This is a genomic window from Rhizobium sp. BK008, assembly GCF_014197345.1.
Classification (GTDB): domain Bacteria; phylum Pseudomonadota; class Alphaproteobacteria; order Rhizobiales; family Rhizobiaceae; genus Rhizobium; species Rhizobium anhuiense.
On the sequence record NZ_JACIFK010000006.1, the window covers coordinates 304,736 to 331,225 of the forward strand.

19 protein-coding genes are annotated in these 26,490 nt (G+C 62.2%); 5 read left to right on the forward strand and 14 right to left on the reverse strand.

Going from position 1 to position 26,490, the window contains the following annotated elements; all coding sequences use genetic code 11:
• Positions 1-19 precede the first annotated feature (19 nt).
• Genes FHT69_RS23610 through FHT69_RS23620 form a run of 3 tightly spaced genes read right to left on the reverse strand, consistent with a single transcriptional unit; the run spans position 20 to position 5,243 of the window.
• The gene (locus FHT69_RS23610) at positions 20-3,091 is read right to left on the reverse strand and encodes an efflux RND transporter permease subunit (protein ID WP_047618865.1); all 3,072 of its coding nucleotides are present in this window, start codon (positions 3,089-3,091) and stop codon (positions 20-22) included.
• Positions 3,088-4,173 carry an efflux RND transporter periplasmic adaptor subunit gene (locus FHT69_RS23615; protein ID WP_183906048.1) on the reverse strand — a complete coding sequence of 362 codons (1,086 nt, stop codon included), beginning with the start codon at positions 4,171-4,173 and terminating at the stop codon, positions 3,088-3,090. The genes FHT69_RS23610 and FHT69_RS23615 overlap by 4 nt, the downstream gene beginning before the upstream one ends.
• Complete coding sequence (locus FHT69_RS23620; protein WP_029868246.1) at positions 4,170-5,243, reverse strand: efflux RND transporter periplasmic adaptor subunit; 1,074 nt, start codon at positions 5,241-5,243, stop codon at positions 4,170-4,172. The genes FHT69_RS23615 and FHT69_RS23620 overlap by 4 nt, the downstream gene beginning before the upstream one ends.
• Positions 5,244-5,356: 113 nt before the next feature.
• On the opposite strand from FHT69_RS23620, the gene FHT69_RS23625 reads away from it, so the two are divergent.
• Both FHT69_RS23625 and FHT69_RS23630 read left to right on the forward strand, forming a co-directional pair.
• Entirely contained in the window at positions 5,357-5,989 is a 633-nt protein-coding gene (locus FHT69_RS23625; protein WP_047618973.1) for a TetR/AcrR family transcriptional regulator, read from the forward strand.
• Between the two features lie 102 nt (positions 5,990-6,091).
• Entirely contained in the window at positions 6,092-7,141 is a 1,050-nt protein-coding gene (locus FHT69_RS23630) for a LacI family DNA-binding transcriptional regulator (RefSeq protein WP_244604831.1), read from the forward strand.
• Between the two features lie 262 nt (positions 7,142-7,403).
• Here FHT69_RS23630 and FHT69_RS23635 read toward each other — a convergent pair whose 3' ends face one another.
• Genes FHT69_RS23635 through FHT69_RS23660 form a run of 6 tightly spaced genes read right to left on the reverse strand, consistent with a single transcriptional unit; the run spans position 7,404 to position 15,551 of the window.
• Entirely contained in the window at positions 7,404-8,450 is a 1,047-nt protein-coding gene (locus FHT69_RS23635) for a carbohydrate ABC transporter permease (RefSeq protein WP_174824483.1), read from the reverse strand.
• 13 nt (positions 8,451-8,463) lie between these two features.
• Positions 8,464-9,459: a carbohydrate ABC transporter permease gene (locus tag FHT69_RS23640; protein WP_063473552.1), complete on the reverse strand. Its 996-nt coding sequence runs from the start codon at positions 9,457-9,459 to the stop codon at positions 8,464-8,466.
• Positions 9,460-9,461: 2 nt separating this feature from the next.
• Positions 9,462-10,568 (reverse strand): ABC transporter ATP-binding protein, encoded by a 1,107-nt coding sequence (locus FHT69_RS23645; RefSeq protein WP_047618858.1) that lies wholly within the window; start codon positions 10,566-10,568, stop codon positions 9,462-9,464.
• Positions 10,556-11,920, reverse strand: a complete 1,365-nt coding sequence (locus FHT69_RS23650) for a glycoside hydrolase family 28 protein (RefSeq protein ID WP_097543734.1) — start codon at positions 11,918-11,920, stop codon at positions 10,556-10,558. Before FHT69_RS23650 ends, FHT69_RS23645 begins: the two co-directional genes overlap by 13 nt.
• Positions 11,917-13,011, reverse strand: a complete 1,095-nt coding sequence (locus FHT69_RS23655) for a glycoside hydrolase family 105 protein (RefSeq protein WP_029867880.1) — start codon at positions 13,009-13,011, stop codon at positions 11,917-11,919. The genes FHT69_RS23650 and FHT69_RS23655 overlap by 4 nt, the downstream gene beginning before the upstream one ends.
• A gap of 17 nt (positions 13,012-13,028) precedes the next feature.
• Positions 13,029-15,551 (reverse strand): hypothetical protein, encoded by a 2,523-nt coding sequence (locus FHT69_RS23660; protein WP_097543733.1) that lies wholly within the window; start codon positions 15,549-15,551, stop codon positions 13,029-13,031.
• A 191-nt stretch (positions 15,552-15,742) separates the two neighbouring features.
• On the opposite strand from FHT69_RS23660, the gene FHT69_RS23665 reads away from it, so the two are divergent.
• From FHT69_RS23665 to FHT69_RS23675, 3 genes are all read left to right on the forward strand, one after another.
• On the forward strand, positions 15,743-17,026 hold the full coding sequence (locus FHT69_RS23665) for an ABC transporter substrate-binding protein (RefSeq protein WP_029867882.1): 1,284 nt from the start codon (positions 15,743-15,745) through the stop codon (positions 17,024-17,026).
• Positions 17,027-17,231: 205 nt separating this feature from the next.
• Complete coding sequence (locus FHT69_RS23670; RefSeq protein WP_029867883.1) at positions 17,232-18,593, forward strand: MFS transporter; 1,362 nt, start codon at positions 17,232-17,234, stop codon at positions 18,591-18,593.
• 191 nt (positions 18,594-18,784) lie between these two features.
• Positions 18,785-20,047: a DUF3422 domain-containing protein gene (locus FHT69_RS23675; RefSeq protein WP_029867884.1), complete on the forward strand. Its 1,263-nt coding sequence runs from the start codon at positions 18,785-18,787 to the stop codon at positions 20,045-20,047.
• A 54-nt stretch (positions 20,048-20,101) separates the two neighbouring features.
• Here FHT69_RS23675 and FHT69_RS23680 read toward each other — a convergent pair whose 3' ends face one another.
• The 5 genes from FHT69_RS23680 to FHT69_RS23700 all read right to left on the reverse strand — a co-directional run bounded on the left by FHT69_RS23680 (position 20,102) and on the right by FHT69_RS23700 (position 26,448).
• Complete coding sequence (locus FHT69_RS23680; protein ID WP_029867885.1) at positions 20,102-22,246, reverse strand: methyl-accepting chemotaxis protein; 2,145 nt, start codon at positions 22,244-22,246, stop codon at positions 20,102-20,104.
• A 16-nt stretch (positions 22,247-22,262) separates the two neighbouring features.
• Positions 22,263-23,192, reverse strand: coding sequence for a substrate-binding domain-containing protein (locus FHT69_RS23685; protein WP_063473577.1), 930 nt, complete (start codon positions 23,190-23,192; stop codon positions 22,263-22,265).
• Positions 23,193-23,391: 199 nt separating this feature from the next.
• The gene (locus tag FHT69_RS23690) at positions 23,392-24,276 is read right to left on the reverse strand and encodes a carbohydrate ABC transporter permease (RefSeq protein WP_183906049.1); all 885 of its coding nucleotides are present in this window, start codon (positions 24,274-24,276) and stop codon (positions 23,392-23,394) included.
• Positions 24,266-25,192 carry a carbohydrate ABC transporter permease gene (locus FHT69_RS23695; protein ID WP_097543729.1) on the reverse strand — a complete coding sequence of 309 codons (927 nt, stop codon included), beginning with the start codon at positions 25,190-25,192 and terminating at the stop codon, positions 24,266-24,268. Before FHT69_RS23695 ends, FHT69_RS23690 begins: the two co-directional genes overlap by 11 nt.
• 35 nt (positions 25,193-25,227) lie before the next feature.
• Positions 25,228-26,448, reverse strand: coding sequence for an ABC transporter substrate-binding protein (locus FHT69_RS23700; RefSeq protein WP_183906050.1), 1,221 nt, complete (start codon positions 26,446-26,448; stop codon positions 25,228-25,230).
• Between the last annotated feature and the right edge of the window lie 42 nt (positions 26,449-26,490).

Below are 26,490 nucleotides of genomic sequence, written 5' to 3' on the forward strand. Positions count from 1 at the left end.
TATTCGGGGACACGCGTGCTCATGCTTCTGCAACGGCGTCGGCCTGGACGTCTTCATCGCGCGGGATCCGGAACCAGGCGACATAGAGCGCAGGCAGGAACAGCAGGGTGAGCGCGGTGCCGACGACGATGCCGCCCATCATGGCGTAGGCCATCGGCCCCCAGAAGATTTCGCGCGAGATCGGGATTAGCGCGAGGGTGGCGGCGGCGGCCGTCAGCATGATCGGCCGCATGCGGTGTTCGGTGGCTTCGATGACCGCCTTCCATGGCGCCATTCCTTCGCTGCGCAGATGCTCGATCTGGACGACCAGGATAACCGAGTTGCGGATCAGGATGCCGATCAGCGCCAGCACGCCGAGGATCGCGACGAAGCCCATGGGGGCGTTGCTTAGCAAGAGTGCTGCGACCACGCCGATCAGGGCCGTCGGCGCGACGGCGAACACCAGGAAGAGACGGCTGAAGCTCTGCAGCTGGATCATCAGGATCGTCGCCATCGTAAAGAGCATCAGCGGAGCGACCGCAGCGATCGGCCCTTGGGCTTCCGCGCTGGATTCGACCGCGCCACCCACTTCCACCTTGTATCCCACCGGAAGGTTCTTCTGGAACTCCTCGACCTTCGGCTTCAGCTGGTCGACGATGGTGGCCGGCTGTGTCGAACCGATGACGGCAGCCTTGAGCGTGATGGTGGGTTGCCGGTCACGACGCCAGATCGTCGGCTGCTCGAGTTCGTAGCGGAAGTTCGCCACGGCCGAAAGAGGCACGACCTTGCCGTTGGAGGTGGAAAGCTGCAGGTTCTGCAGCGTCTGGATGGAGTCCCGTTCGGATGCCCTGGCTCGCCCGATGACGTTGACCAGATAGATATCGTCGCGGACCTGCGTTGCCGTCGAGCCTTCGACGATGCCGTTGAGGGCGGTGGCAATATCCTCCGAGGAAACGCCGAGCTGGCGCGCCTTGTCCTGCAGCACGTCGACCTTCACCACGCGGGACGGCTCGTTCCAGTCCAGGACCATGTTCGACAGCAGCGGATGCGAGCCGACGACGCCGGCAAATTGCTGCGAGATGTCGCGAACCTTTTGAATATCGGGGCCGCTGATCCGGTACTGAACCGGCTTGCCCACCGGCGGGCCGATGTCGAGAAGCTTCACGAAGGCGTCGGTGCCGGGGAAGGTTTTTGTCAGATAGTCCTGCAGTTCCGCCCGCACCTTGTCGCGCACGTCGAGCCCCTTCGTGACGATGATCGTCTGTCCGAAGGTGACATCGGGTGTCTGCACGTCGAAAGACAGGATGAAGCGGGGCGCACCCTGGCCGACATAGGTCGTCCAGTGATCGATATCCTTATTGTCGGCCAGCATCTCCTTTTCGAACTTGGCCATCTGCCTGTTGGTCTCGGCGATCGAGCTGTTGTGGGGAAGATTCCAGTCGATCACGAGCTCGGTTCTGTCCGAGTTCGGGAAGAACTGCTGCTGCACCAGCCCCATGCCGCCGACCGAAAGGCCGAAGACGCCGACCGTGAGGATGATGGTGACCCAGCGCCAGCGCATCGCCAGCCCCAGAAGCCAGGAGAAGATCGAGGCGAAGCGCCCCTTCTTCTCATGATGCGACTTCATGGTCTTCGGCAGGATCGTGACGCCGAGAAGCGGAGTAAACAACACCGCCACCACCCAGGAAACGATCAGCGACACCGCGATGACCACGAACAGCGTGAAGGTGAATTCGCCGGCGGCGCTGCTGTTGAGACCAACCGGAATGAAGCCCGCGACGGTGACGAGCGTTCCCGTCAGCATCGGAAAGGCGGTCGACGTGTAGACGTAGGTGGCGGCTTTCCTGAGATCGTCGCCCGCCTCCAGGCGGGCAACCATCATCTCGACGGCGATCATCGCGTCGTCAACGAGCAGTCCGAGCGCGATGATGAGCGCGCCGAGCGAGATACGCTGAAGCGAAATGCCGGAATATTCCATCACCACGAAGGTGATGGCGAGCACGAGAGGTATGGAGATCGCCACCACCATGCCGGCGCGAAGACCGAGACTGATGAAGCTGATGACGAGCACGATGACGATTGCTTCGAAGAGTGCGCGGGTAAAGCCGGACACCGCTTCGTCGACGACGGCAGGCTGGTCGGAAACGCGGTGGACGTCCACGCCGATCGGAAGATCGGCGACAACGCGCTTCATCTGTGCGTCCAGAGCCTCGCCGAACTCCAGGAGATTGGCGCCCTGCTTCATGCCGATGGCAAGCCCGATGGCGGGCTGGCCCTTGAACCGGAACAGCGACGAGGGCGGATCGACGTAGCCGCGTTTGATCGTGGCGACATCGGTCAACGGGAAGAAGCGGTCGTTGATCCTGAGGTTGATCGTCCGGAGGCTTTCCTCGGAGGTGAACTGCCCGCTCACCCGCAGGGCGATGCGCTCCGGCCCGGCATCGACGAAGCCGGACTGGGTGACGGCATTCTGCGCCTGCAGGGTCTGGATGACTGACTGCTGGTCGATGCCGAGTGCTGCGATCTGGCGCGTGGAGAATTCCAGATAGATCGCCTCGTCTTGAGCGCCGATCACATCGACCTTGCCGACGTTGGGCACGGTCAGAACCTCGGAGCGGGCATTTTCGACGAGATCGCGAAGCTGCCGCTGGGTCAGTCCGTCGCTCGTGAAGGCATAGATGTTGCCGAACACGTCGCCGAAGCGATCGTTGAAGAAGGGACCGACGACCCCGCTCGGGAAATCGCCCTTGATGTCGGCGATCATGTTGCGGATGCGCAGCCAGGTCGGTGCGACATCCCTGGCCTTGGTCGTCGGCAGCAGTTCGACGAAGACGGTCGTCTGGCCGGCAACGGTCTCGCTCTTGGTGTAGTCGAGCGATTCCAGTTCCTGGAGCTTTTTCTCGATCCTGTCGGTCACCTGCCGCGTCACCTCTTCGGCGGACGCGCCGGGCCACTGGGCGGTGATCACCATCGTCTTGATCGTGAAGTTCGGGTCTTCCTCGCGGCCGAGGTTCAGATAAGAGAAGGTGCCTGCGAGAATGAAGACGATCATGAAGTACCAGACGAGCGAACGGTGTTCGAGCGCCCAGTCGGAAAGGTTGAAGGACTTCACTGGCTGATCTCCTGGTCGATCCTGATGGTCTGGCCATCTTCAAGTTTATGCACGCCTGCCACGACCACCCGTTCTCCAGCGGCGATCCCTTCGGTGACGCGGACGGTACCGCCGTCTTCGACGTCGCCGTCGATCGTCACGCGGCGCAGCGATACCTTTTTGGCCGGCGCGTCGACGATCCAGACGCTCGGGCCGTCGCTGCCGACAAGGATGGCAGAGGAAGGCAGAACGATCTGCGGATCGGCGGCAATGGTTGCCGAGGCCGAGATGACGGAGCCGAGCCTGAAAGTTTCAGGCGGATCGCTGAGCGCGATCTTGGTTCTGCTCGTGCGGGTGGCGGTCTCCGCCTCCGGCGCGATCTCGCGCACCACCCCGGATGTGCGGATGGTCGGATCGAGCTGCAGCGTCACTTCGAAAGGCGCGCCGATTTTCAGTTTCTGGGCGGCTGCCTGTGGCACATCGAGCACGGCGTCGCGCCTGTCCGGCCGGGCGATGGTCACGACCGTCTGGCCGGCCGAGACGACCTGTCCGACCTCGGCCGAGGTCGCCGTCACCACGCCATCGAATTCCGCCTGAAGCTGCGCGTAGCCGAGCTGCTCCTTGGCCTTGTCGAGGTTGGCCTGCGCCTTGGCCACGGCAGCCGCGGCCGTCCGTCTCGCCTGCTCGGCCTCTTCGAGCGAGGCTTCCGTGCCGGAACGCGACTCCACCAGCGCCCGCTGGCGCTGCTCCGTGGTCACCGCGTTTCTGAGCTGGGCGTCGCTGTTCTCCACGTCCGACTGTGCGTTACGCACGGCAAGCTCCAGCGCCAGCGGATCGATGGCGGCGACGACGTCGCCCCGCTTGACGATATCCCCGACATTGACATTGCGGGCGATCATCCGCCCGAGAATCCGGAAGCCGAGTTCGGTCTCGATCGTCGGTTCGATCGTGCCGGTCAGGCTGAGGCTCGAAACGGACGTCTGTTTGACAGTCATCGACAGCACGGGACGGGGCGCATCCTCCTTGCTTTCCTCCTGCTTCGTGCAGGAGGAAATCAGGGCCGTACCCATCATCAGGGCGACTATCTTGGGACGAATACTCACTTGGAAGCTTCCTTGACATAAGACACGATTTCAGCCGGCCTGAGGAACTTGGTCCCGTCGGTCACCACGACGTCACCCGCCGACACGCCTGATTTGACGATGAAGCTGCCGGTCTCGTATCCGGCGACATCCACAGCCCTTGCCGAAACCGCAGAGGATGCGGGATCGACGATCCAGACGGCCGGCTTGCCGTCCTTGGACGTCATGGCGGACCAGGGAAGCTGGATGACGTTCTGCGAGACGTAATTGAATCTCCCGACGACGGGAGCGCCGAGGGGAATGGGCGCGTCGCTAGATATCGCAACCTTGACCTTGATGGTTCCGGTGGAGGAATCGATGGTCGGCGAAATCTCGCGCACCTTCGCCGCGATCTTCTGTGAAGGGTCCGACAGAAGGGTCACAGTTCCGTCGCCGTCGATCGGGCGTAGGAACGCGCTTTCGACCACCTCGAAGACGGCATCCCGGTCGCCGTCATGGGCAAGGGTGAAGACGACCTGCGCGGCCTGCGCCACCTGCCCGACCTCGGCATTGCGGGCGGTGATCATCCCGTCGGCATCCGCCTTCAGCTCCGTGTAGGACAAAGTGTCCTGAGCCGTTTCCAACAGCGCCTGCGCCGACTTCGTCGATGCCTGCGCGGTCAGAAGCGCCTCCTGCGCCTGGTCGAGCGCCGCGCGCGTCGTCACCTGCGTTCGAAACAGGCTCTGCTGGCGGTCATAGGCGAGCTGTGCCTGGGTCTGCTGGGCTTCAGCCGACTGAAGATTGGCAGCCGCCACATCCAGTTCGGCCTTCTGCTCTTCCGGATCGATCCGCGCCAGCAGCTGCCCCGCCTTCACGGACTGTCCGACTTCCACCAGCCGTTCAATGATCTTGCCGCTGACGCGGAAGGACAGATCGGTCTGGACACGTGCGCGGACTTCTCCGGTGATCGCGCCGCCCTCAACCAGCGGCTCGGGTTTGGCGACGACGACGGTGACCTGCCGCGGGGTGGACTCAGTCGGCCCGCCCGCATCGCTGCATGATCCGAGACCGATGGCGCATACGATCGCTGTGGCGACCAGAATGGTTCTCATAGTTGACCTCTTGCTCTCAACGGCAGCTGCTATATAATTGACTGACGCATTAGTCAATGAAACTTTGTGCCGCAGGGGACGAGCCGCGCACGACACGGGAGGCAAGGAAAAAAATGACAACTCCGAAGAAACTCACACGCGCGGAACAGAAAGCGCTGCGGCCCATCCAGATCCTGGATGCGGCCTTCGAAGAATTCGTCAGAAGCGGTTTTTCGGGCACGCGTGTGGAAGACATCGCCGAAAGGGTCAACGTCACCAAAGGCACGGTCTATGTCTACTTCGAGACGAAGGAGAAGCTTTTCGAAGCGATGATCCACCATTTCTCCGTGCCGTTTCAGGAGTTGCTGGAGACGGCCGAGGGCCTCAGCGGCAGCGCTACCGACAGGCTGCTTTCCATTCTCGGCCTGCTTTACGAGCAAATTGCCGAGGATCGCACGACCCGCGAATTGACGCGGCTCGTCATATCCGAAGGGCAGCGGTTTCCCGACCTGATCGACCGCCACCATGATGAGTTCATTGCGCCGATCATCGCCAAGGTCGACGGCCTCATTCTGGAGGGCGTGGCGTCGGGGGAGTTTCGGGCAATTCCGGTGGAATTCTCCGACATCGTGGTCGCACCCATCCTGACGACGACGGTTCTCAGGCTTATATTCGACGACCGCCGCGAGCCGCCCCCCAACAAGGAGGCCTTCCTGCGGGCCTATTTCGACCTGCTGCTGCACGGCCTGCTGGCCAAGCCTCACTGATCACAGAATGACGAAAAATACCGCGCAAAGCGCATAGCTTTTCTCAAGTTTTTATGTGAAAACATCGAGTTAGCGATGCCTTCGAAGGCATAGCCTCAATTCGTGACGGAAAAAGTGGAACGCAAAGTCAATCTCAAGGATGTCGCGCGCGATGCCGACGTGTCGCTGAGCACGGCCTCGCACGCGCTGAACGGAACCGCGCCGCTGACGATCGAGGTGCGCGAGAGGGTTCTCGACTCGGCCAAACGCCTGGGTTACCTCGACCGCCGGAGGAAGAAGGCGACGATCGCGGCCTTGCGCGTTCTGCTGCTTGCCATTCCCGACGACGCCGCGCCGCAGAGCGATCTCAACCTGGTGAGCTGGACGATCCTCAACGGCCTTCGACGGGAGTGCGAGCGCCGCGGCATCAGGATCGTGCCTTTCGTCAGCACCGGCCGACGCATCGACGGCGCTCAGGTCAGGCAGATCGCGCTCACGGAGCGCGCCGACGGCATCGTGATCCTGAACGACGATCAGCCGGAACTGATCCGAAGCCTCGCCTTCCCCGACATGCCCGTCGTCCTCGTTAACGGCGAGGATCCAGCCATGCTGGTCGATACGGTCACGCCCGAAAACCGTTTCGGCGCGCGGCTCGGCATCGAGCACCTGCTGGGGCTCGGGCATCGCCGCATCCTGCACCTGACCTGGAAGGGCCGCACCACGATCCAGCGCCGGTATGACGGCTTTTCCGATGCCTATCTCGCCGCTCAGCTTCCCGTGCCGGAGGATATGATCGTCGAGGCCGAAGGATATGAGCCGAGGCATGGCGAGGCTGCCATCAACGCGCTGCTCGACCGCGATCCCACGATGAAAGGAGCGACGGCCGTCTTCTGCGCCGCCGACAATCTGGCGCTCGGCTGTTTGAAGGCCTTGGCCGATCGCGACATCCGTGTGCCCGAAGCGATTTCCGTCCTCGGCTTCGACGACATCGTCCCCGGCGAATTCAGCCGTCCGCCGCTTTCGACGATCAGCGTTCCCACCGACAGGCTCGGCGCCGCCGCTTTGGCGCTCATCGAGCAGCGGCTGATCGCCAACGACCCGCAGCGGCCGGCCCATCGCCTGGAGCTCGGATGCCATCTCGTCTTGAGGGGTAGCGTCGCGCCGCCGCGCTAATGTCTAGTTCCGGGCACTAGGCTGAATTCCCGGCATTTTCGTAAAACGGAATTGGAGAGATCCAGGCGATCACGTGCGAACCTCTGTGCCTAGGCGACGGTGCGTGTCGCTCGAAAAATGGCCGGCCGCCTTGGGGGCCTCGCACAACAAAGACCGAAGCGCGCCGCATGAAACAAGTTCAATGCGACGCGCTTCAGTCGGGAGGAAGACGCAGTATGGGTTCTCCGACGGGGCGAGGAGATCTTTCTCCCCGCCTTGCCGTTCACTTCATCCCTGTTCCGGCAATGCCTGTGGTGATGTACTTCTGCAGGAACAGGAAGACGACCGTGACAGGCAGCAGGCTGAGGAACGTCATTGCCAGGATATAATGCCACTGCACAGAGAACTCGCCCTGGAACGCGTTCAGACCGACCTGCAGCGTGAAATTCTCGCGGCTGTTGAGGACGATGAGCGGCCAGAGGAAATCGTTCCAGCGCCAGAGCACGGAAAAGATCGCCAGCACCGCCAGTGCCGGCGCCGTCAGCGGCAGGATGATACGCCAGAAGATGCAGAATTCGCTCGCCGCATCGACGCGCGCCGCCTCTATCAGCTCATCGGGTATGGTCAGCATATATTGCCGCAGCAGGAAGACGGCGGTCGGAGAGGCGACCGTCGGCAGGATGACGCCCCAGAGATTATCGGCGAGCCCGACCCCGACGATAACGAGATAGGCCGGCACCATGACGACGGCGAGCGGGATCATCAGGGTTGAAATGATGATGACGAAGACCGCGGTGTCGCCTGCAAATTTGTATTTCGACAGGGCAAAGGCCGCCATGGCGTTGACGATCAGCGTCAGCAGCGTTGCGACGAAGGTGACGAAGACCGAATTCTTGAGGAAGGTCAGGAAGTTGAAGCGCGTCAGCGGATCGGTGTAATTTTCCGTGGCGACCGTCAGCTTCTGCACCGGCGTCAGCCCCTTCACGTCGACGCTGACGGGCTGTCCCGGATTTGCGGGGTCGACCATCTGGGCCTTGAGGCCGATGCGCCGGACCATGGCCATTTCGCGCTGTTGGCCGTCAACGGTGACCTGCCAGAGGCTGAGCGGCTTGTCGAAGCCGGGTACGGTCTGCTCCACGGCGGCCCGGGGAAGCAGGGTCGGTGGAAACCGGGTAATTTCGGCCGCCGGCTTCAGCGAGGAGAGGCCCGCCCAGAGGACGGGAACCAGCACCACGAAGGTTCCGCCGATCAGCCAGACCCATGACAATATGTCGGTTATATCGATGCGTCCGGCCCGGCGGGTGCGCGTGAGAAAACTGATCGGATTCATACGGCTGTTCATCTCAGGACTCCATTCGCTTGCCGATGCGCAGCTGTATGAGGGTGAGGACCAGAAGCACCAGCCCCATCAGAACCGATGCGGCGGATGCGAGACCGAAGAGACGGAGATCGCTGCCGAATGCCATCTGGTAGATATATTGCACGATGAAGCTGTTGGCCGTGCCGGGACCGCCGCCATTGGTCAAAACCCAGGCCTCGTCGAAGATCTGGACCGATTTGATCATCAAAAGAATGAACACGACCAAGAGATTCGGGGCCAGCAGGGGAAGCGTGATCCTGAAAAGCGTGCGGCGCGGTGAAGCAGCATCGATGGAGGCAGCCTCGTAAAGCTCCTTCGGAATAGCCTGAAGGCCGGCGAGCAGGATGAGGGTATAAAAACCCATGTGAAACCAGACCGAGACCACGACGACGAAGAAGCGTGACCAGCCGACGTCGAGCAGGAAGATCTCAGGGGGAACGCCGATCATCTGGAAGAAGGCGTTCAGGAGCCCGTTGCGATCGAGGAACCATTTCCAGATGAGGCCGATGACGACGGGAGACAGCAGAACGGGATAGAAAAACATCGCCCGGAAGAAGCCGCGCGCGACAATCGCCCGATTGAGGATCAGTGCCGTGATCAGCGCCACCAGCAAGGTGGCGACGACATTGAGGGCCACGAACCAGAGCGTGTTCCACACAGCCGTCCAGAACAGCGATTCCTGGCAGGTTCCCGGCTGCAGATAATTGCCGCAGGAAAGCAGTGTGCGGAAATTATCCAGGCCGACGAAGGGCCGCTCCGAGACGAAAAGGTTCGTGCCGCCGGTGAAGGCGTAACCGATCGCGATCGCGATGGGAAGGAACGTGAAAATGGCGAACAGAACGAGGTTCGGCGCCAGGAACAGCCATGGCATGCGTTTGCGGCCGAAGATGCGCTCGACCACATTCATCGGGGCTTCGACCACCCGCATCGCCGTTTCGCCTGCCTGGGACAGCAATGCACCTGCCTTGAGCGCCGCCATGTTCAGCGCCTCCCCTGTCCGGGCCGCCGGGCAAAAGCCAGGCCACTTTCGGGATCGAACAGGTGAACCCGTCCCGGGGCGGCGTCGATCAGGATGTGATCACCCGGCGCCGGCGCGAAATGGCCGGCCTCATGAATGATGATTTGCTCATCCTGGCCTGCAAGGTTGCCGTAGACATAGGTTTCTGTGCCGAGGCCCTCGTGATACTGGACGATGAACGGCAGACCTTGCTCGCCGGAGCGTGAAAAATGCGCGGGCCGGATGCCGGCGAGAACGGCCTGCCCGACCGCAATCCCCGCAGGATCGACATCGCTGACGATTTTGCCGCCGTTGCCGACATCGATCGCGACGCCGTTTTCGCCGATGCCTGATACCTTGCCCTTGATGATGTTCATGCGCGGCGAACCGAGGAAGCCGGCGACGAACAGATTGCGTGGGCTATCGAACAGGTCCAGCGGCGCGCCGACCTGCTCGACCCGCCCGGCGCGCAGCACGACGATCTTGTCGGCCATCGTCATCGCCTCGACCTGGTCATGGGTGACATAGATCATCGTCGTCTTGATGTCGCGGTGGAGCTTGGTGATCTCGGCGCGGGTCTGGACGCGCAAGGCGGCGTCGAGATTCGACAAAGGCTCGTCGAAGAGGAAAATGTCCGGTTCGCGCACGATGGCCCTGCCGATCGCCACGCGCTGACGCTGGCCGCCCGAAAGCTGCTTCGGACGCCGGTCCAGATAGGGTTCGATCGCCAGCATCCTGGCGGCTTCGGCAATCCGCGCCTCGATCTCGGCGCGCTTGAACTTCAGGTTCTCCAGGCCGAAAGCGAGGTTCTTGCGAACGCTCATATGCGGATAGAGCGCATAGGACTGGAAGACCATCGCGATCTTGCGCTCGGCCGGCGAGAGCGCGCTGACGTCGCGGCTCCCGATCGCGATTGCGCCCGTCGTGACCTCTTCGAGACCGGCGATGACGCGCAGCAGGGTCGACTTGCCGCATCCCGACGGACCGACGAAGACGACGAACTCGCCGTCCTTGATATCGAGCTCGACGTCATGCAGGACTTTGACAGAGCCATACGACTTGTTGACGTTGGAAAGTTTCAGTTCTGCCATGCCCCACTCCCATCAGGTGCCACCGTTTCGAAGACGGCGTCGTTTTTGTTCCAGCCTTGCGGCAGCGGTGTCGGTCTTGTGATCCGCACCTCGTTCATCAAGATCCCGGTGACATCAGCCACGTAGACGGCCGGCATTCCTCCCGGATAATTCTCAAGGCCGATCACCCGCCCGTCCGACCCGCGGGTCCAGGCATTGGCGCGGCCGCCGCCATCGGCTTTCGGGGAAAGGTCGGCGTTCGTCGGGCGCAGGTCGTAGGACCGCGCCGTGCCGAGTTGCCCGGGCTGCTGGTCGATGGCGATACGCGCCAGTGATGCGTTCCGGATGCCGGCCGACGAGGTCGAAATGACCGTGATCGCCCCCTCCATCCGGCCGGTGATATCCTCGACGATGAGATTTTCGATGGCGCCCGCCGTGCGCTCCGCGATGCGGTCGACCACATTGACGGTCAGCGCCTCGCCTGAGCCCCAGAAACCATCGGGGGTCTCGCGGCATTCCACCGCAATTCGCGAAAACCTCACATTCGATATCCGGCCGCCATCGCGGGAAAATATGCCGAGCGCCCTGTTGGAGGATGCGACGTTGCAATCCTCGAACACGACGTTGGTGACGTCGCCATGGGTTTCCGTGCCTATCTTCAGCGCACAGCTGAGGCTCTGAACGGAGCAGCGGCGGACAAGAATGTTTTCGCATCGTCCGATGGCGACACGATCGGGGCCGATGCTCGTCTTCAGGCATACGCCGTCGTCGGCCGTCGATATCCGGCAGTCCTCGATCACGGCGCCGCGGCAGGCATCCAGCACGATACCATCCGTGTTGGGAAGGCGACGGTCGTTGTCGATGGTTACGTTGCTGACGACCACATCGGTGCAGTTGACGAAATGCAGCGTCCACATCGGCGAGCGGCTAATATGGACAGAGCTGATCTCGACCTCGTCGCAGCCCTCGAATACTACGACGCGCGGACGAAACTCGGCCGGAATGAAGGTTCCGACTGTCTCGTCGTCTCCCACAATGAAGCTGTCGCAACCGGCTTCGATGCGCCCCGCCCCCGTCAGGCTGATCCGCCGTGCATCCCTAGCGACGATCATGCCGCGGTCCGACTTTTCGGCGATCACCGAAACACTCGTATGCGCATAGGCCTCGTAATCCGCAACGGGACGCAGGATCGCGCCGGCGGCCAGATGAAGGTCGACATCGGATCTGAGCTGGAGCCCCCGGCAGACATGGATGCCGGCCATGAGCTCCACGCGTCCGCCGCCCGAAGCCGACAGGCCGTCGATGGCCGCCTGCAGGCGGACCGTATCGTCGTCCTCCGCCGGCTCGATCGCGACAAGAGACACGGGGCTCATTGGCGATCGCCGTTCTCGAGGACGACTTCCGTCAGCAACAGCATGGTCAGCGCCTGGCCGTAAGGCGTCGGCACGTTCGGGATGCGCCTGTAGAAATCGAGGTCATGCCCCATCGGCGTGCCGTCCGAGACGCCGTGGACCACACCTTCCTCGTCTATCTGCGCCAGCACTGCCGCAAGCGCCCGCTCCGCGTAGGCCTTGTCGCTATCGTCGAGAATGCCGGCATCGACGGCGCGCAATATGCCATAGGCAATGCCTGCCGTGGCCGAGGTTTCCAGCGGCGAGGACGGGTCGTCCAGAAGCGTCGTGAACATCCCGTCCGGCCGCTGGCATTCCTTCAGCGAGCGCACCTGGCTGACGAGGACGTTCGACAGAAAACGCCGGTCCTTCTCGCCGAGCGTCGGAACGAGATCGAAGAGCTCGGGGATGGCAACGGTGATCCAGGCATTGCCGCGCGCCCAGAAGGCATTGGCGAAATTGTGCCGCCCGTTGAAGGTCCAGCCGTGATACCAGAGGCCGCTGACCGGATCGGAGAGGTAGCGGGTGTGGATCACGAACTGATAGACGGCCTCGTCGATCCAGTCGCTGCGTTCGCAGAGCACGCCGGCCCGGGCGAGAAACAGGCAGGCCATGAAAAGCGTGTCGTCCCACAATTCGCCGTCGTTGAGGCGCTCCTTGACGACGTGCTGAAAACCGCCGTCTTCGGTCTTCGGCAATTCCTTGACGAGCCATTCGGCCCAGTCCTCGACAAGAGCGCGAAAATCGGGACGGTCGACATGCTGGACGAGGATCGCAAGCGGCAGCATCGGCGCCGTGCTGTTGATCTGGCGCGGCGGCAGGCCGCGTTCGATCTGGCCGGCATACCAGGCAACAAGCTCCTGCAGCGCTTTCTGGTCATCGGTGGCAATGGCGCGCCGCAGGAAACCGTAAAGACCGACGCCGACTTCCCAGTCCCATTCGTCGAACTGGATTCCCGAGGCGGAATTTCCGGTCACGAGACCTTCCTTGATGCCCTTGAGCCGGCTGAAAGCCGTTGCAACGCGATCGATCGTCGTCAGGAGAGCGGCGTTATCGACAGATGTTGTGTTCATGCTTGGAGACCTATGTTTCAGGAGTAGAACGGCCCGTCAGTGCCGGCCCCGGAGGCTGCACTGTCGTGGGTGAGGATCGGGTGTGGCTGATCGTACGTGAACGGCCTCGCCTTGCCGGCGATCGAAAGACCGTCGGCATAGGACAGGCAGAGCGCCGGGCCGCCCGGCGGCGTCAACGCGAGCCGCCGAAGCCCGGGATCGAAGGAAACCGTCGTCTGGCACAGGCGTTCGATGAACGCCTTGAAGGCATCGCCGCTGCCGCATCCGACGACGGCCGCCCAGCCGCAAAGCGGCCCGTAGGAGCGCGCCTCGCGGCCGGCGGTCGGGCCGTCGGTGATCAGCTCCAGGCCGTTCGACGCCCAGAGGGCGGCAAATCCCCTGCCCGATCGCGCAATCAGCCACTTGTCTTCGGTGATGAGATCGTCCAGGCCGTCGCGACCGATATAGGCATGCGTCCATCCGTGCCGCGCATCGCTTGTGTCCTCGATCAGCAGGGCGACGTCACGATGCTGGGCAACGCGCGGCAGAATGCCGTTGCCGGCCCAATAGGACGGCCTCTGATTGCCCCAGGGATCGTCCTCGCCGGGATGGTTGACCCAGAGCCTCGCCATGGGGTGGCCGGCGAGCCGGATGTCGAGCACATGCTGCTGATGGCCCTTCTGGCCGGTCTTGTGATCGACGACGGTCGAAAGCTGCGCCGCCTCGTTTTTGAACAGCACGAGTTTTCCGCTCTCGAGCCCCTGGCTGTAACGCGCCTCGACGCTTCTGGTCCTGGCAAGCGACGCAAGCTCGGCGAGATCGGCCGGCGGCTCGTAGCCGCCGGCGCAGAACATGGTCAATGCCGCCACGCCATTGTTCAGCCAGCCGGTTCCGAAGGCGACCTGGGCGAAAGGTGCAAGCTCTGTCAGCGGGCCGGCGCGCAGTTCCTTGTCGTAGGCGCGGCCCTGCGATCCGGCCGGAACGCCTGCGAGCGTGTGAAGGGCGATCATGCGGAAGATGAGATCGATCTGGCCGCGGGCGCGCTCCGAAATCGCCGTCTCGGCCCAGCGCTCCAGCGCCAGCAGGCCGATGAAGTCGATCGGGTAATAGGCCGCCGAGTTCCACTCCGCCAATCCGTGGGCTTCGACGCTGTCGAACCAGCGCGCGAGGCGCGCGCGGCCAAGTTCCGCCTGCTGCCGGCCCGTCCTGCCCGAGGCTGAAAACACCTCGTCGGGCAGAAGAAGTCCGGCCAGCAGCTGGCTCGTGTGAAAGCAGAGCACATGGTTCTCGCTCCAGAACCACATCGCATCGTTGCCCGGCTCGTCGACCCAGTAACGATAAGAGAGAACGGAATGCCGGATGCGATCGACCACCGCCGCCGGCATCCGGTCGGCATAGGCGCCGAGCAGCCACAACAGTGGCACCATGATGAAATCCGAGCAATCCTCCCGCGCATCGATGGAGACGAGCGTTGCGTCGATGATGCGGTCGAAGCTTTCCTGGTCGTGGTGACCGGTTTCCATCATCGCAATGAGACGCCCGACGCGGTTGGCGCCGAAGCGGGCGCTGTATTCCAGCGCCTGCCGCTTGCGGGCAGAAAGCGATGCCTCGGCCGGCAACGGCGAAATGCAGCTCATGAAGGCGGCATCGATGACGCGGGTGACCGAGCCCGTACCGGAACCGATCGTCATGTGGATGCCGTGATAACCATCTGCGATGCCAGAGACATTCTCGGCGACCAGACGGTTCTGATGAGCATGCAGGGTCAGTTTCGAATGCGCGAGAACGGGCCGCTCGTGACCATGGCCGATGACCTTGAGCTCTACAGGCAGGTCGCGCTCCGGCGCCGTGTCGAAGATGATCTCCAGCGGCTGGTTGACGAAGACGTCGCGGGCCGGGCGAACGCCGCGCACAAGGGCTTCCAGCTCGCGAACCTCATCCTGGTCCAGCGATACCGGCAACAGCACGCAGAGCGGCTCCTCATCCAGCAGCTCTAGCTCGAAAAACCACGTCGTGTCGCGCTCGGCCAGGTCTTCGGTGTGAACGAGAATGTGGTTGTCGCCGGCTTCGAGCGTCAGCCTGATGTCGGTTGCGCTCTCGACATTGCGCTTGAAGGGTTCGAAGCGCACCGCCTCCTGTCCGTTGACCCATATGCGAACGCCGCCGCAGGTCTTCAGTCTGAGATTGAGCGTTCGCGCCGTCTCGGTCCTGAACGTGCCCTTCAGCCATCGCCTGAGATGCGTCGGCACATGCCAGAAGCCGGTGAACTCGACGCGGCGGTTCGAACCGGGAAGATAGAGGCTCTCGGTCGGCCAGGACGTGTCGGGCGAGAGCGGCCGCCCCACCATGGTGGACCAGAAGGCTTTGCGGCAAGGCAGGTCGCCGACATCGACGAAACCGTTGATGAAACGATAGTTTACGCGATCTTCGGCCGGCGCCGGCTCGCCCGGAAAATAGCTGGCGATGAGGCCGGATACCGCCCATGCCGTGACCGTCTGGCCCGCGGCCACGCCATATGCTGGCGCCATATCGTCCGGCCGCTTGATGCATTCCGTTTTCACAGACCGCCTCCTCCGCAATCCTATGAAAATATTTTCATTAGGTCATTTGGGCGCGTCGTTTTTGAAAAATGCTCAAAAACATCGCTATTGCCTCAGAAAATAGCTTGACGGGACGAATGTCAAGTATATGAAATTCATTTATCGATGGCTGACGCCGCGATTGATGAAAATGTTTTCATGGGAGGATGAAAATGAAAACCTATCTCTCAGGAGCCCTCGCACTGGCGCTGGCTACCGTTTCTTTCGCATGGGCCGGCGCGGCCATGGCGGAAACCAAGACGATCACCTTTCTGTTTACCGACGACGACCAGGCTTACGTCGAGCGGATGGAAGCGCTGAGCAAGGAATTCGAGACGGCGCATCCCGACGTCAAGGTCAACTTCGTCTCGTCGGGCTATGATGCGGTCGCCAAGCAGCTGCCGGTGCAGCTCGCCGTCGGCGAAGGTCCTGACATCGCCAAGATCACCGACTGGCAGCTTGCGCCCTACTACCTCGACATGCGTCCCTACATGAAAGACCCGGACGGCTTTGCCAAGCTGCACGGCGACAGCCTGAACACGCTTCGCTTCCCCGGCGTCAACGATCCGAAGTCGATCAACGGCTATATCGCCTCGCAGACCTTCAACCTGCCCTTCGTCAACAAGACGCTCTTCGAACAGGCCGGCGAACCGCTTCCGAAGCCCACCGCCACGCTGAAGGACATCGTCGAAGCCTCGGCGCGCGTCGCCAAGGCGACCGGCGCCCAGATCCCCTTCACGATGGATCGCTCGGGCCATCGCTTCTCCGGCGCGGCATTCTCCTACGGATCGAACTACGTCAAGGACGGCAAGTTCTTCTTCCCCGACGATGCCGCCAAGCGTTATGTCACGGATCTCTACGGCTGGACGAAGGACGGCTCCTTCCCCAAGGAAATGTGGGGCGCTGCCGGCGGAACCCAGTACAAGAACATGGGCGACGAATTCGTCAACGGCAACGTCGTGACCTATCTCGCCGGCAACTGGATGGTCAATCCGTTCCAGAAGAAGATCGGCGACGCCTTCGATTGGACGGCGATCAGCGCCCCCTGCGGCGATGCCGGCTGCTATGCGATGCCGGGCGGCACCGCGATCGTCGGCTTCAAGCGCACCAAGTATCCGGAAGCCGTGGCGGCGTTCATCGAGTTCCTCGGCTCCGAAAAGGTCCAGCGTGAAATCGCCGAAAACTACGTCATCCTGACGGGCGCCGACATCAAGGACCCGCAATACAAGCTCGAGAGCAAGAATGCTAAGGACGCCATGGCCGTCTTCCTCGGAAGCCGCAATAGCGTGCCGCAGGCAGCCCGGGACCTGGAACGTCTCAAGGGATCCTCCGCCATCTATCAGCTGATCGTCCAGAGGATGAGCCAGTTGATCGTCGGCGAGCTTTCCCTCGACGAGACCTTCAAGGCCATGAGTGCCGACGTCGACAAGGTCAACGGGGCACTCGCCGCCAAGTAACCCGGTCACGCGTTGTCCCGCAAAATGCGCGCATGCAGCAGCCACGGCCTCGCAACAGGGCCGTGGCTTTTCATTTTCCCTACGGACACTTCGACCAGTTTCGAATTGTCGACGGCCTGAACCACGCTACGTCTGCCTTCAAAGTGTTGCAGCGTCCCTTGCGCGTCTGAAAAGACGCACGGCGCCGTACTGGAAAGGCAGCGTCATGCACTCAATCGAACAAGGCACCCAAGCTTACTCGCAGTTGAAGCCGGCCGCTCTCGCCATTCTTTGCCTCGGCGTGATAGTAGCGCAGGTCGATACATCGGTCGTCAATCTGGCGGTTCAGCCGATAGGGCTCGATCTCAGGGCCTCCGTCACCGAGCTGCAGTGGGTCGTCGACGCCTACAATCTCGTTTACGCCGCACTTCTCATCAGCGGCGGCCTGTTCGCCGATCTTTACGGCCGGCGCCTGATGTTCGTGATCGGCTGCGCTGTTTTTGCCCTGGCGAGCCTTGGCTGCGCTTTCGCCTCGACCATCGCGGTCCTCATTGCGGCGAGGGCCCTGACCGGCTTCGGCTCTGCCCTCCTCCTGCCCGCTTCTCTTTCGCTGATCCGGGTCATCTACCGGGATGAGAAGGTCCGTGCCCGGGCGCTCGGAATCTGGGCCGGCTGCAATGGAATGTCGCTGGCGATCGGTCCGAGCCTCGGCGGCCTCCTCATCCGTGATTTCGGCTGGCGATCCGTCTTCTTCGTCGTCATTCCCATCGCGCAGATCGCGGCGGCGGCAGCACGGTTTTTCGTTCCGGAAAGTGCCGATCGGCAAGGCCGGTCCTTCGACATGCCGGGGCAATTGCTGGGGATCGTATCTCTCACCGTGTTGACCCTCGCCGCAATCGAATCATCGCATCTGCCGCCCTTATGGATGGCACTCATGGCAATCGCCGGCGCGCTGCTTCTGCTGCTTTTCATCATCGTCGAGAAGCGCCTGGAGCAGAAGGCTCTGGTTCCGATCTCGATGTTTTCGGGCAGGCAGTTCCGCGGTGCCATGGCCGGAACGGCCGCAATGACTTTCGGCATGTACGGCACGCTTTTTCTTTTTCCGCTCGCCTCCCTCGGCCTCGGACGCCTGGCCTCGGTGGAGGTCGGACTGTCGCTGCTGCCGATGGCTCTCAGCTTCATCGCGATCTCACCCTTCTCCGGCTCGATTTCGGAACACCTTGGGAAGAACCGCACCATATCTGCTGGACTGGCGCTGATGGGTTTGGGCAACCTCCTGCTCGGCTCATCCTTTCTGGCCGACTGGCTCATCGCCGAAGAGATCGGATTGTTGCTGACCGGGATCGGGATGGGCATGGCGACGGGGCCTCTGACGGCGGTTGCGGTTTCGACCGTCACCGCCGATCGCGCCGGCACGGCAAGCGCCCTGATCAATGTTGCCCGCATGGTCGGGGCGACGATAGGCGTCGCTTTGCTCGGGGCGATCTTCGCCTTCCTGGGGGAGGCGGAAGCTGCCTTCATCGTCGCGATGACGGCGGGCGGCAGCGCGCAGCTGCTTGGAAGCTTTATCGCCTGGCGCTTGCTTTGAACGCGCGGCCGGATGTCGCGGTCATGCGCAGCCTCCGCATCCGCCGGCGAAGGTCTCGTGACACGAGCCCCGCGAGAGGCTATAGGCGTTGTCGGTCTGCGCCAGCCTGCGGGTCCGTTAATTCACAAGTGCCGGCAACCCGGTTACGTCCGGCGACCCAGCGACTGCCTACCGTATAGAGGTGCATTTCCATGCCGATGGGCTCCGAGCATCCGCTGCGAAGGGAACTTCACAACGAGCTGCACGCGCGGCCGTCGCTTTATTTCGACGGCGACACCGATGTCTGGCACGTCGCCATCGTCGGCGAGAATGCTCCTCCTTCAATCCCAGTCTCGCTGCCGGGGCTGGAAGATGTCTCCACGACTCGCGAGGGTAACCACGGCATCGGCCGTTTCGGCGACGGCCGGCTGAAGTGGGAGGCCCATACCGAGTTCCTGACGCTGACCTTCGTCGTTCCGGCATCGGCCGAACCCGGCAGCCAGCCGCCGGAAGCCTTTCAGGCCTGCTGCCGCCAGATCGACGGAAAGATCATTGCAGCCGTTCGGGTGCTGGTGCGGGACGAGAAGGACGGACAGCGTCCGGAAAAACCGAAACTCGACTATGTCGCCTCTCAGGTCGGCGGCGGCGATGCGGAAGTGCATTCGAACTTCCGGCTGACCGACAGCGGTTTCGTCGAATTCCTGTTCTTCAACCGCAACCTCAACGCCTATCGCACCGGCCGCATGGTCAGGCGTTTCCTGGAGATCGAGACATACCGGATGATGGCGCTGCTGGCATTGCCGATGGCGCGCGAGACGGTCTCGAAGCTCTCCGTCTTCGACCGGCGCCTCGACTTGCTGATCGCGCATATGCAGAGTGCTATCAAGGTCGACAAGGCGCTGCTTTCCGAGGTGACCAGGCTCTCGTCGGATGTTCTCAACTTCTCGGCGCTGGCCCGCCACCGCTTCGGAGCGACGAAAGCCTATGCCGAAATTGTCGCGAGCAGAGTGTCGGAGCTTCGCGAGACACGCGTCGAGCAGCGCCAGAGGCTCGGCACCTTCATCGACCGGCGCTTTCAACCGGCCGTCCGCTCGGTCGAAGCCGCCGAGCGCCGGCTCGACGAACTCGCCGAACGCGTGAGCCTGGCTGGAGACCTTCTCAGGACGACCGTGCAGGTCCAGCTCGAGGATCAGAACGCGTCGTTGCTGACGTCGATGGAAGAGCGGGCGCGCATCCAGGTGCATATCCAGCAGGCGGTCGAAGGCTTCTCCGTCATCGCCATCACTTATTATACCGTCGGGCTGGCGAAGATCTGCCTGGAAAGCATTTCCGAACTGGGTGTCGATCCGCATGTGGCGAAGCTCGCCGTACTCGGCGCCATCCCGCTCGTGCTCTTTGCCGTCTGGACGGCGGTCCGTCACGTTCGCAAGAGCATTGCCGGCGCACCGCACGGTCCGGCATCCGGGAACCACTGACGCGACCGCCGCCCTTTCGGGCGGCGGCGCTTACTTTCGTGCATCGATGGAAGGTCAGGATGCCAAGGCGTAGTGCCGATGCTCCGATGCCCGGCCGCTGCTTGTCCTGAAGCGCCGCAGCAATTCGGCAAGGCTTTCGGTTTCATGCGTCAGGCTCTGGGCGGCGGCCGTGGTCTCTTCAACCATCGCGGCGTTCTGCTGCGTCACCTTGTCCATCTGGTCGCCGGCGGCCGACACCTCCCGCAGGCTCGTCGCCTGCTCGCGGGCGGCAACGGCGATCTCGGCCACGGTCGCATTCATGGCGGTGACCTGCTCGACGATCTGTTCGAGCGACAGGCCGGATTCACCCACCAGCTGGACGCCTGTCTTGACCTGCGCCGAGGAAGTGGAGATCAACTGCTTGATCTCCCTTGCCGCGTTGGCGGAGCGCTGGGCGAGCTCGCGGACTTCCTGAGCGACGACGGCGAAGCCCTTGCCGGCCTCGCCGGCACGCGCCGCTTCCACGCCGGCGTTCAGCGCCAGCAGGTTGGTCTGGAAGGCGATCTCATCGATGACGCTGATGATGTTGCCGATCTTCGACGATGAATTTTGAATTTCCGTCATCGCGTCGATGGCGCGGGCAACGATCTCGCCGCCCTTTTCGGCATTGGTGCGGGCGGTTGCCACGACACCCTGGGCGCGGCTTGCGCCCTCCGCCGTTCCGTTGACGCCACGGGTCACGTCACCCAGCGCCGCCACCGTTTCTTCCAGGGACGCTGCCTGCTGCTCGGTGCGGCGGGCGAGATCGTTGGACGCCGTGGAGATTTCCGCAAGGCCGGACCGAATGGTGGCGACCGCGCGAATGACGGAATCCACCGCCTCTTCGAGGCTCGCAACCGAGTTGTTGAAATGATCCCGGATCCTGACGTAGCGATGATCGACTTCGCCGACGCGGACGGTGAGATCGCCCTTCGACAATGCGTCCAGCCCGACGGAGATCTGGCGGAAGGCATGTTCCATCACCTGCGCGTCGGAGAGCCGCTCGGCCTCCTGACGGAGCCGTTCCTCTTCGGCAGCGAGGCGCGCGCGTTCGGCATTGGCCTCGGCGATCAGCTTGGCGCGGCCTGTCTCCTGGAAGACCTTCAGCGACCGGGCCATGGCGCCCAATTCGTGGCGATGCTCGACGCCGGTGATGACGATCCCTTCCTCGCCGCGGGCAAGCTGTTCCATCGACTGAGCCATGTTGCGCACCGCCGAGGAAATCAGCCGGCCGACGAAATAGGAAAGCACCAGGCCGATGACGATCAGGAGACCGCTGATAACCAGCGTCGTGCTGGTCGCGGAGGCAACCGTTGCATCGACCGAACCGTCGAGGTTCTTCTGCGCGCCGGTCACTGCCGCCTGCAGGTTCTTGAACTCGCCTGATATCTTCGGCGCCAGCACGTTCAGCTGCGTCTGGCGGATATTGCCGGCAGCCTGCAGCACCTCCTTCATGTCGCCGAGACGGGCGGTGTAGTTCTGCATGAGCTGGCCGGCGCCCATCAGGCGCTTCTTCTGCAGCTCGTTCTTTGCAGCCTTGGCGGCGGCATCGTTGAGCGCCACGGCTTCGGCGAGTGCTGCCTGCGCCGTATCATAGGCGGCGAAATCATCGGAATGCACGAAGCGTTCGGAGAAATAGAGGCTGCGGTTCAGGGCCTCCAGCGTCGCCGCCGTCATCTGCAGCAGGGCCACGTCGTTCTGGCGCCAGGCGCTGCGCACGACGTCGTTGAGCGCGATGCTGGTCCAGGGGCCGAATTCGGTGACCTTGGAGATCAGCATGTCGCGTCGGGCCTGGAGGGAAACAATTTGTTCGAAAGCCTTGCCATAGGCGGTGATCTCCTGACGGATCGCCGCAAGGCCGGACTGCAGCTCCTTGTTGCCGGCAAAACGCGGATCATCCGCCTCGAAGGCCTTCACGCCGGCGCGAAAGCTGTCGACCACGGCTTGTGTCGGCGTCGAGCGGAACGCTTCCGCCGACATCTGAATTTCGTTCAGCTGCTCGCTGTAGTCCGAGATGGCGAGACTTTGACCGGCCGTGACGCGATAGGATGCGAAGATCGCGGCGAGGCCGTTCATGCCCGAGATGGCGCTGACCGTGAGCAGGCTCATCAACAGGATCAGCGGCACGAAGCCGGAGGTGATCTGCGCGCGAATGCCGAATTTATTCCAGAAATGCAACATGATAGTCCTCTTATGCTTACTGGCTCTTCGGCAGATAGGCGGCAATGTTTTCAGGTGTGACGAGTTCGAAGGGAACGTTGTTTTCGCGCGGCACCTTCTCTTTGTTGATCAGTTTCACGGCGGCGTCGACAGCGGCAGCGCCCTGCCCGACGGCGCTCTGGAGAATGGTGACGTCGAGATCGCCGGCCACCATCGCGGCGAGCGCGTCGTCGGTCGCGTCGACGCCGCCGACGACGACGTCCTTCATCGGGATATTGGCCCTCTTCATGGCGCGGATCGCACCAAGCGCCATCTCGTCATTATTGGCGATAACCGCATCGAACTTGACGCCGGCCGCCAGCCATTCCTGCATCTGCTGATCGGCATAATCGCGTGACCAATAGGCCGCCTGCCGCTCGACGATCTCGAGGCCTTTGCATTCCGGCGTCGCAATGACATCGGTGATGTCCTGGGTGCGGGTGCGGGCAGCCACATGGAAGACCTCCCCCATCAGCACGACGACGCGGCCCTTGCCCTTGAGGAGAGAGCATACCTGCTTCGTCTCGAGCGTACCGGAGTCTTTCTCATCGGAGGCGACGACGACCTGATTGTCCGGCAAGTCCAAAAGATTGGAGGGCGTCGTGTTGATGTAGATCAGCGGAATGCCGGCATCCGCTGCGATCTTGGTCATTTGCGGCCCGAGATCGCCATCAGACAGCATCATGATAATGGCATCGACCTTGTCGGCGACGAACTGCTGAACCTGCTTCTTCTGCAGTTCGTTGTCGCCCTTGGCATTCGCGGTGACGAGCTTGAGGCCTGATATCGTCTTCCCGTGCGAGACGACGCCGTTCAGAAGCATCTCTCTGAATTTGTCGAGATTGGTCATCGAAACCGCGATCGTCTGCGCATTGGCAACAGAGACCGATATCGCCAGAGCGATGGATGCAAGCGTGGCCGTTTTCATGAATTCCCCTGCGCAATTCGGATACAACTGCGTTATTTCAAATTTTGGTTAAATTTTACTTTTCGACCGGAAACAAACGTTAAGCAGGGGATATGATCTTGCAACGCGAGCAGCGCGTTCTTCGGCGGCAATCGGCCGGACTTCAAGGACATCGCATCGAACTTGACGCAATGCGCTTAAGTCCTTGTACTTATAGACATCAGCGCCCACCGAAGCCGGAGCCGACGCTGATGCCTTTGTAGATCACCCTCTGCAGCACGATGGCGAGCACGACGCCCGGCAGCATGGAGATCGTCGCACCCGCCATGATGTAGTTCCAGGCGGTGCCCTGCTGCGTCTGAAACAGGGTGAGGCCGAGTGGCAGCGTGGCTTTTTCGAGGCCGCTGGTGGCGATCAGCGGCCAGAGAAAACTCTTCCACTGCGCGATGAAGGTGAAGAGCGCCAGGAGACCGATGGCCGGCATGGCAAGCGGAACGATGATCCTGACCAGGATGCGCAGGCGCGAGGCCCCGTCCATCATCGCCGCCTCGTCGAGATCCTTGGGAATGCCGAGGATGAACTGGCGCAGCAGGAAGGTGCCGAAGGACGAGAAGGCGACCGGCAGGATCATGCCGTGATAGGTGTTGATCCAGCCGAGCTTGCTGACGAGAAGGAAGAGCGGGATGACCAGCATCACCTGGGGGATCATCAGCGCGCTGAGAAAGGTCAGCAGCAGTCCTTCGCGGCCCGGAAACCGCAGCCGTGCGAACGCATAGGCGGAAAGGCAGGATACCGCGATCACGATCGCGGTGACGCCGCAGGCGACGATGAAGGAATTCAACAGGAACGTGCCGAACGGCAGCGACACCAGGGCCTCGACGAAGGTGCCCCAATGATATTCCTCGGGGAGGATGCGGACCGGCACGGCCATGACCTCGGCATTCGAGCGCACCGCGTTCGACACCATCCAGAAGAAGGGAAAGAGGAACAGCAGCGCAACCAGCGAAAGCCCCGCATAGCTCAAGACGGTGCCGATCCCACGCAAGATGCGGCGGCGATCCGCAGAGACGGAATGTGGGTGCCGTGAGCTCGGATCAATCGTCATAATGCACCCATTTGCGCTGCATGTGGAACTGCAGGATGGTGAGCGCCATGATCATGACGAACATCACCCAGGCAAGAGCTGAGGCATAGCCCATCTGGAAATTCGCGAAGCCCTTCTGGTAGATGGCGAAGCCGAGTGTCGACGTCGCCGAGCCGGGGCCGCCGCGCGTCATCGCAAAGATCTCGTCGAAGACCTGCAGCGAGGTGATCGCCGTCATGACAGTGGCAAAGAAGATGGTCGGCGAGATGAGCGGCAGGCGAATGCGCCAGAAGCGCTGCCAGGCATTGGCTCCGTCGATCGTCGCCGCCTCGAGATAATGCTTCGGCACCAGGTCGAGCGCAGCGTTGAACATCACGACGTTGTAGCCGACATTGGCCCAGAGCGTGACGATCACGACCGCCTGCATCGCCCAGCTCGAACTCAGCAGGAAATTCGGCAGGCCGAGGCCGAGCGAGCGGATGACGCTGTCGGCGAGCCCGTCCGGCGTGAAGATCAAGAGCCACACCACCGAGGCGGCAATGGTCGGGGTGAAGGTCGGCAGGAAGAAGATCACCCGGAAGATCGCCTTGCCGTGTTTCAGGCTGGATATCCACACCGCCAGCGTCAGCGAGACGATGATATTCACGGCCAGATACTCGACGGCGAAGAACAGCGTGTTGTTCAATATCGTGTAGAAGGCCGGATCGACGGTGAACAGCTTGATATAATTCTGAAAGCCGACGAAGGACGGCGTCGAGATCAACTGCCAGCTGGTGAAGGAGAGCGCCAGCGACGCCAGGATCGGCAGAGCCATGAAGATCATGAAGCCGAGGAAACTCGGCAACAGGAACAGCATGGCCGTCTGTGTCTCAGGCTGTAGAAAGCGCCGTGGCTGACCGGGCTGCAACGGAATTTCGGCGACGGCGCTTTGCGACATGTCTTCCTCCATCGCGGCAATCCTGCCACGCCATCCTATTGCTGCGCGAGGCTCTGGATCGACTCCATCGTCTGCTTGGCATCGGCGCTGCCGGCGAAGGCCGGCGGGAAATACTGGTTGAAGAGGTTTTCCACCGCCGCCCAGTTGTTGGTGATCACGTAGGGTACTGAATGCGCCAGGGAATAGTCGATGGCCTCGCCGCCATTGGTGATGTCCTTGGCCGCCACCTTATACCAAGAGGATTGCGCGGCCGTGCGCGCCGGCAGCGCACGCCCCTGCTCGGCGAGATACTGCAGTGCTTCCGGGCTGGTCAGCACCTGGATCGCCTTCCAGGCCGCATCCTTGTTTTTGCTCGACGTGGCGATGCCGAAACCGGAGCCCGCCGTGACGGCCGTAAGCTCTCCCTCTCCGCGCGGGAGGGTGGTGGAACCAATTTTGAACTTGACCTTGTCTTTCATGCCGATGATCGACCACGGACCGTCGACATACATGGCGACATTGCCCGAGTAGAACCGGCCTTGGATGACCGTGCCGGCATCGGCGCTCGACGGCACCAGCGGCGCGACCTTGTCCTTGGCGGCAAAACCGATCACCTTCTCGGCCGCGGCAACGGCGCTCGGATTGGTCAGGTCGAGCTCGCCGGAGTCGTTGACATATTTATCGCCCCAGGCCGATGCCAGGACCGAATAATTCTGAGGGGTGATGCCGAATCCGTATTTGCCGTCTTTCGTCAATTTCTTGGCGGTATCGGTGAATTCGGCCAGCGTCCAACCCGGTTTCGGCAAAGGAATGCCGGCAGCTTCGAGCGCATCCTGGTTATAGTAGATGACCCACGGACCGACATCATAAGGCAGACCGTAAAGCTGCTTGTCGACCGACATGCCGCCGATGATCGAGGGGGTGAAAGCGCCGACGTCGAACTTGTCGGCCGCGATCCGGTCATTCAGCGGCTCGAGCAGCGAATAGAAATTCGGCATGCGCAACGACTGCATGGAAACGATGTCGGCGAGCTGTCCCGACGCCGCCAGCACCGGCAGCCGCGTCCAGTAATCGACCCAGCCCGTCGTCGTCAGCGTCACCTTGATATCGGGATATTTGGCCGTCACCATGTCGGCCAGGTGCTGCCAGCCCTTGGTGTCGGCTTCGGAGCCGGTCCACATCTGCCAGGTCAGGTTGACCTGCTCGGCCGATGCGGCTGTGGCAAAAAGACTGCTGCCGATTGCGGCAAGCAAAAGCGTTTTCTTCAGAACCTTCATGGGTTTCTCCTCCCTCCATGAACGCAAAGGACACGCGAGTGC

Excerpts from the sequence above, each read along its gene's own strand:
- FHT69_RS23655 (WP_029867880.1), bottom strand. The coding sequence starts at position 13,011 with ATGAACACAACATCTGTCGATAACGCCGCTCTCCTGACGACGATCGAT.
- FHT69_RS23665 (WP_029867882.1), top strand. The coding sequence starts at position 15,743 with ATGAAAACCTATCTCTCAGGAGCCCTCGCACTGGCGCTGGCTACCGTT.
- FHT69_RS23670 (WP_029867883.1), top strand. The coding sequence starts at position 17,232 with ATGCACTCAATCGAACAAGGCACCCAAGCTTACTCGCAGTTGAAGCCG.
- FHT69_RS23700 (WP_183906050.1), bottom strand. The coding sequence starts at position 26,448 with ATGAAGGTTCTGAAGAAAACGCTTTTGCTTGCCGCAATCGGCAGCAGT.
- FHT69_RS23680 (WP_029867885.1), bottom strand. The coding sequence starts at position 22,246 with ATGTTGCATTTCTGGAATAAATTCGGCATTCGCGCGCAGATCACCTCC.
- FHT69_RS23650 (WP_097543734.1), bottom strand. The coding sequence starts at position 11,920 with ATGAGCCCCGTGTCTCTTGTCGCGATCGAGCCGGCGGAGGACGACGAT.
- FHT69_RS23620 (WP_029868246.1), bottom strand. The coding sequence starts at position 5,243 with ATGAGAACCATTCTGGTCGCCACAGCGATCGTATGCGCCATCGGTCTC.
- FHT69_RS23695 (WP_097543729.1), bottom strand. The coding sequence starts at position 25,192 with ATGTCGCAAAGCGCCGTCGCCGAAATTCCGTTGCAGCCCGGTCAGCCA.
- FHT69_RS23640 (WP_063473552.1), bottom strand. The coding sequence starts at position 9,459 with ATGGCGGCGCTCAAGGCAGGTGCATTGCTGTCCCAGGCAGGCGAAACG.
- FHT69_RS23625 (WP_047618973.1), top strand. The coding sequence starts at position 5,357 with ATGACAACTCCGAAGAAACTCACACGCGCGGAACAGAAAGCGCTGCGG.
- FHT69_RS23685 (WP_063473577.1), bottom strand. The coding sequence starts at position 23,192 with ATGAAAACGGCCACGCTTGCATCCATCGCTCTGGCGATATCGGTCTCT.
- FHT69_RS23675 (WP_029867884.1), top strand. The coding sequence starts at position 18,785 with ATGCCGATGGGCTCCGAGCATCCGCTGCGAAGGGAACTTCACAACGAG.
- FHT69_RS23690 (WP_183906049.1), bottom strand. The coding sequence starts at position 24,276 with ATGACGATTGATCCGAGCTCACGGCACCCACATTCCGTCTCTGCGGAT.
- FHT69_RS23645 (WP_047618858.1), bottom strand. The coding sequence starts at position 10,568 with ATGGCAGAACTGAAACTTTCCAACGTCAACAAGTCGTATGGCTCTGTC.
- FHT69_RS23635 (WP_174824483.1), bottom strand. The coding sequence starts at position 8,450 with ATGAATCCGATCAGTTTTCTCACGCGCACCCGCCGGGCCGGACGCATC.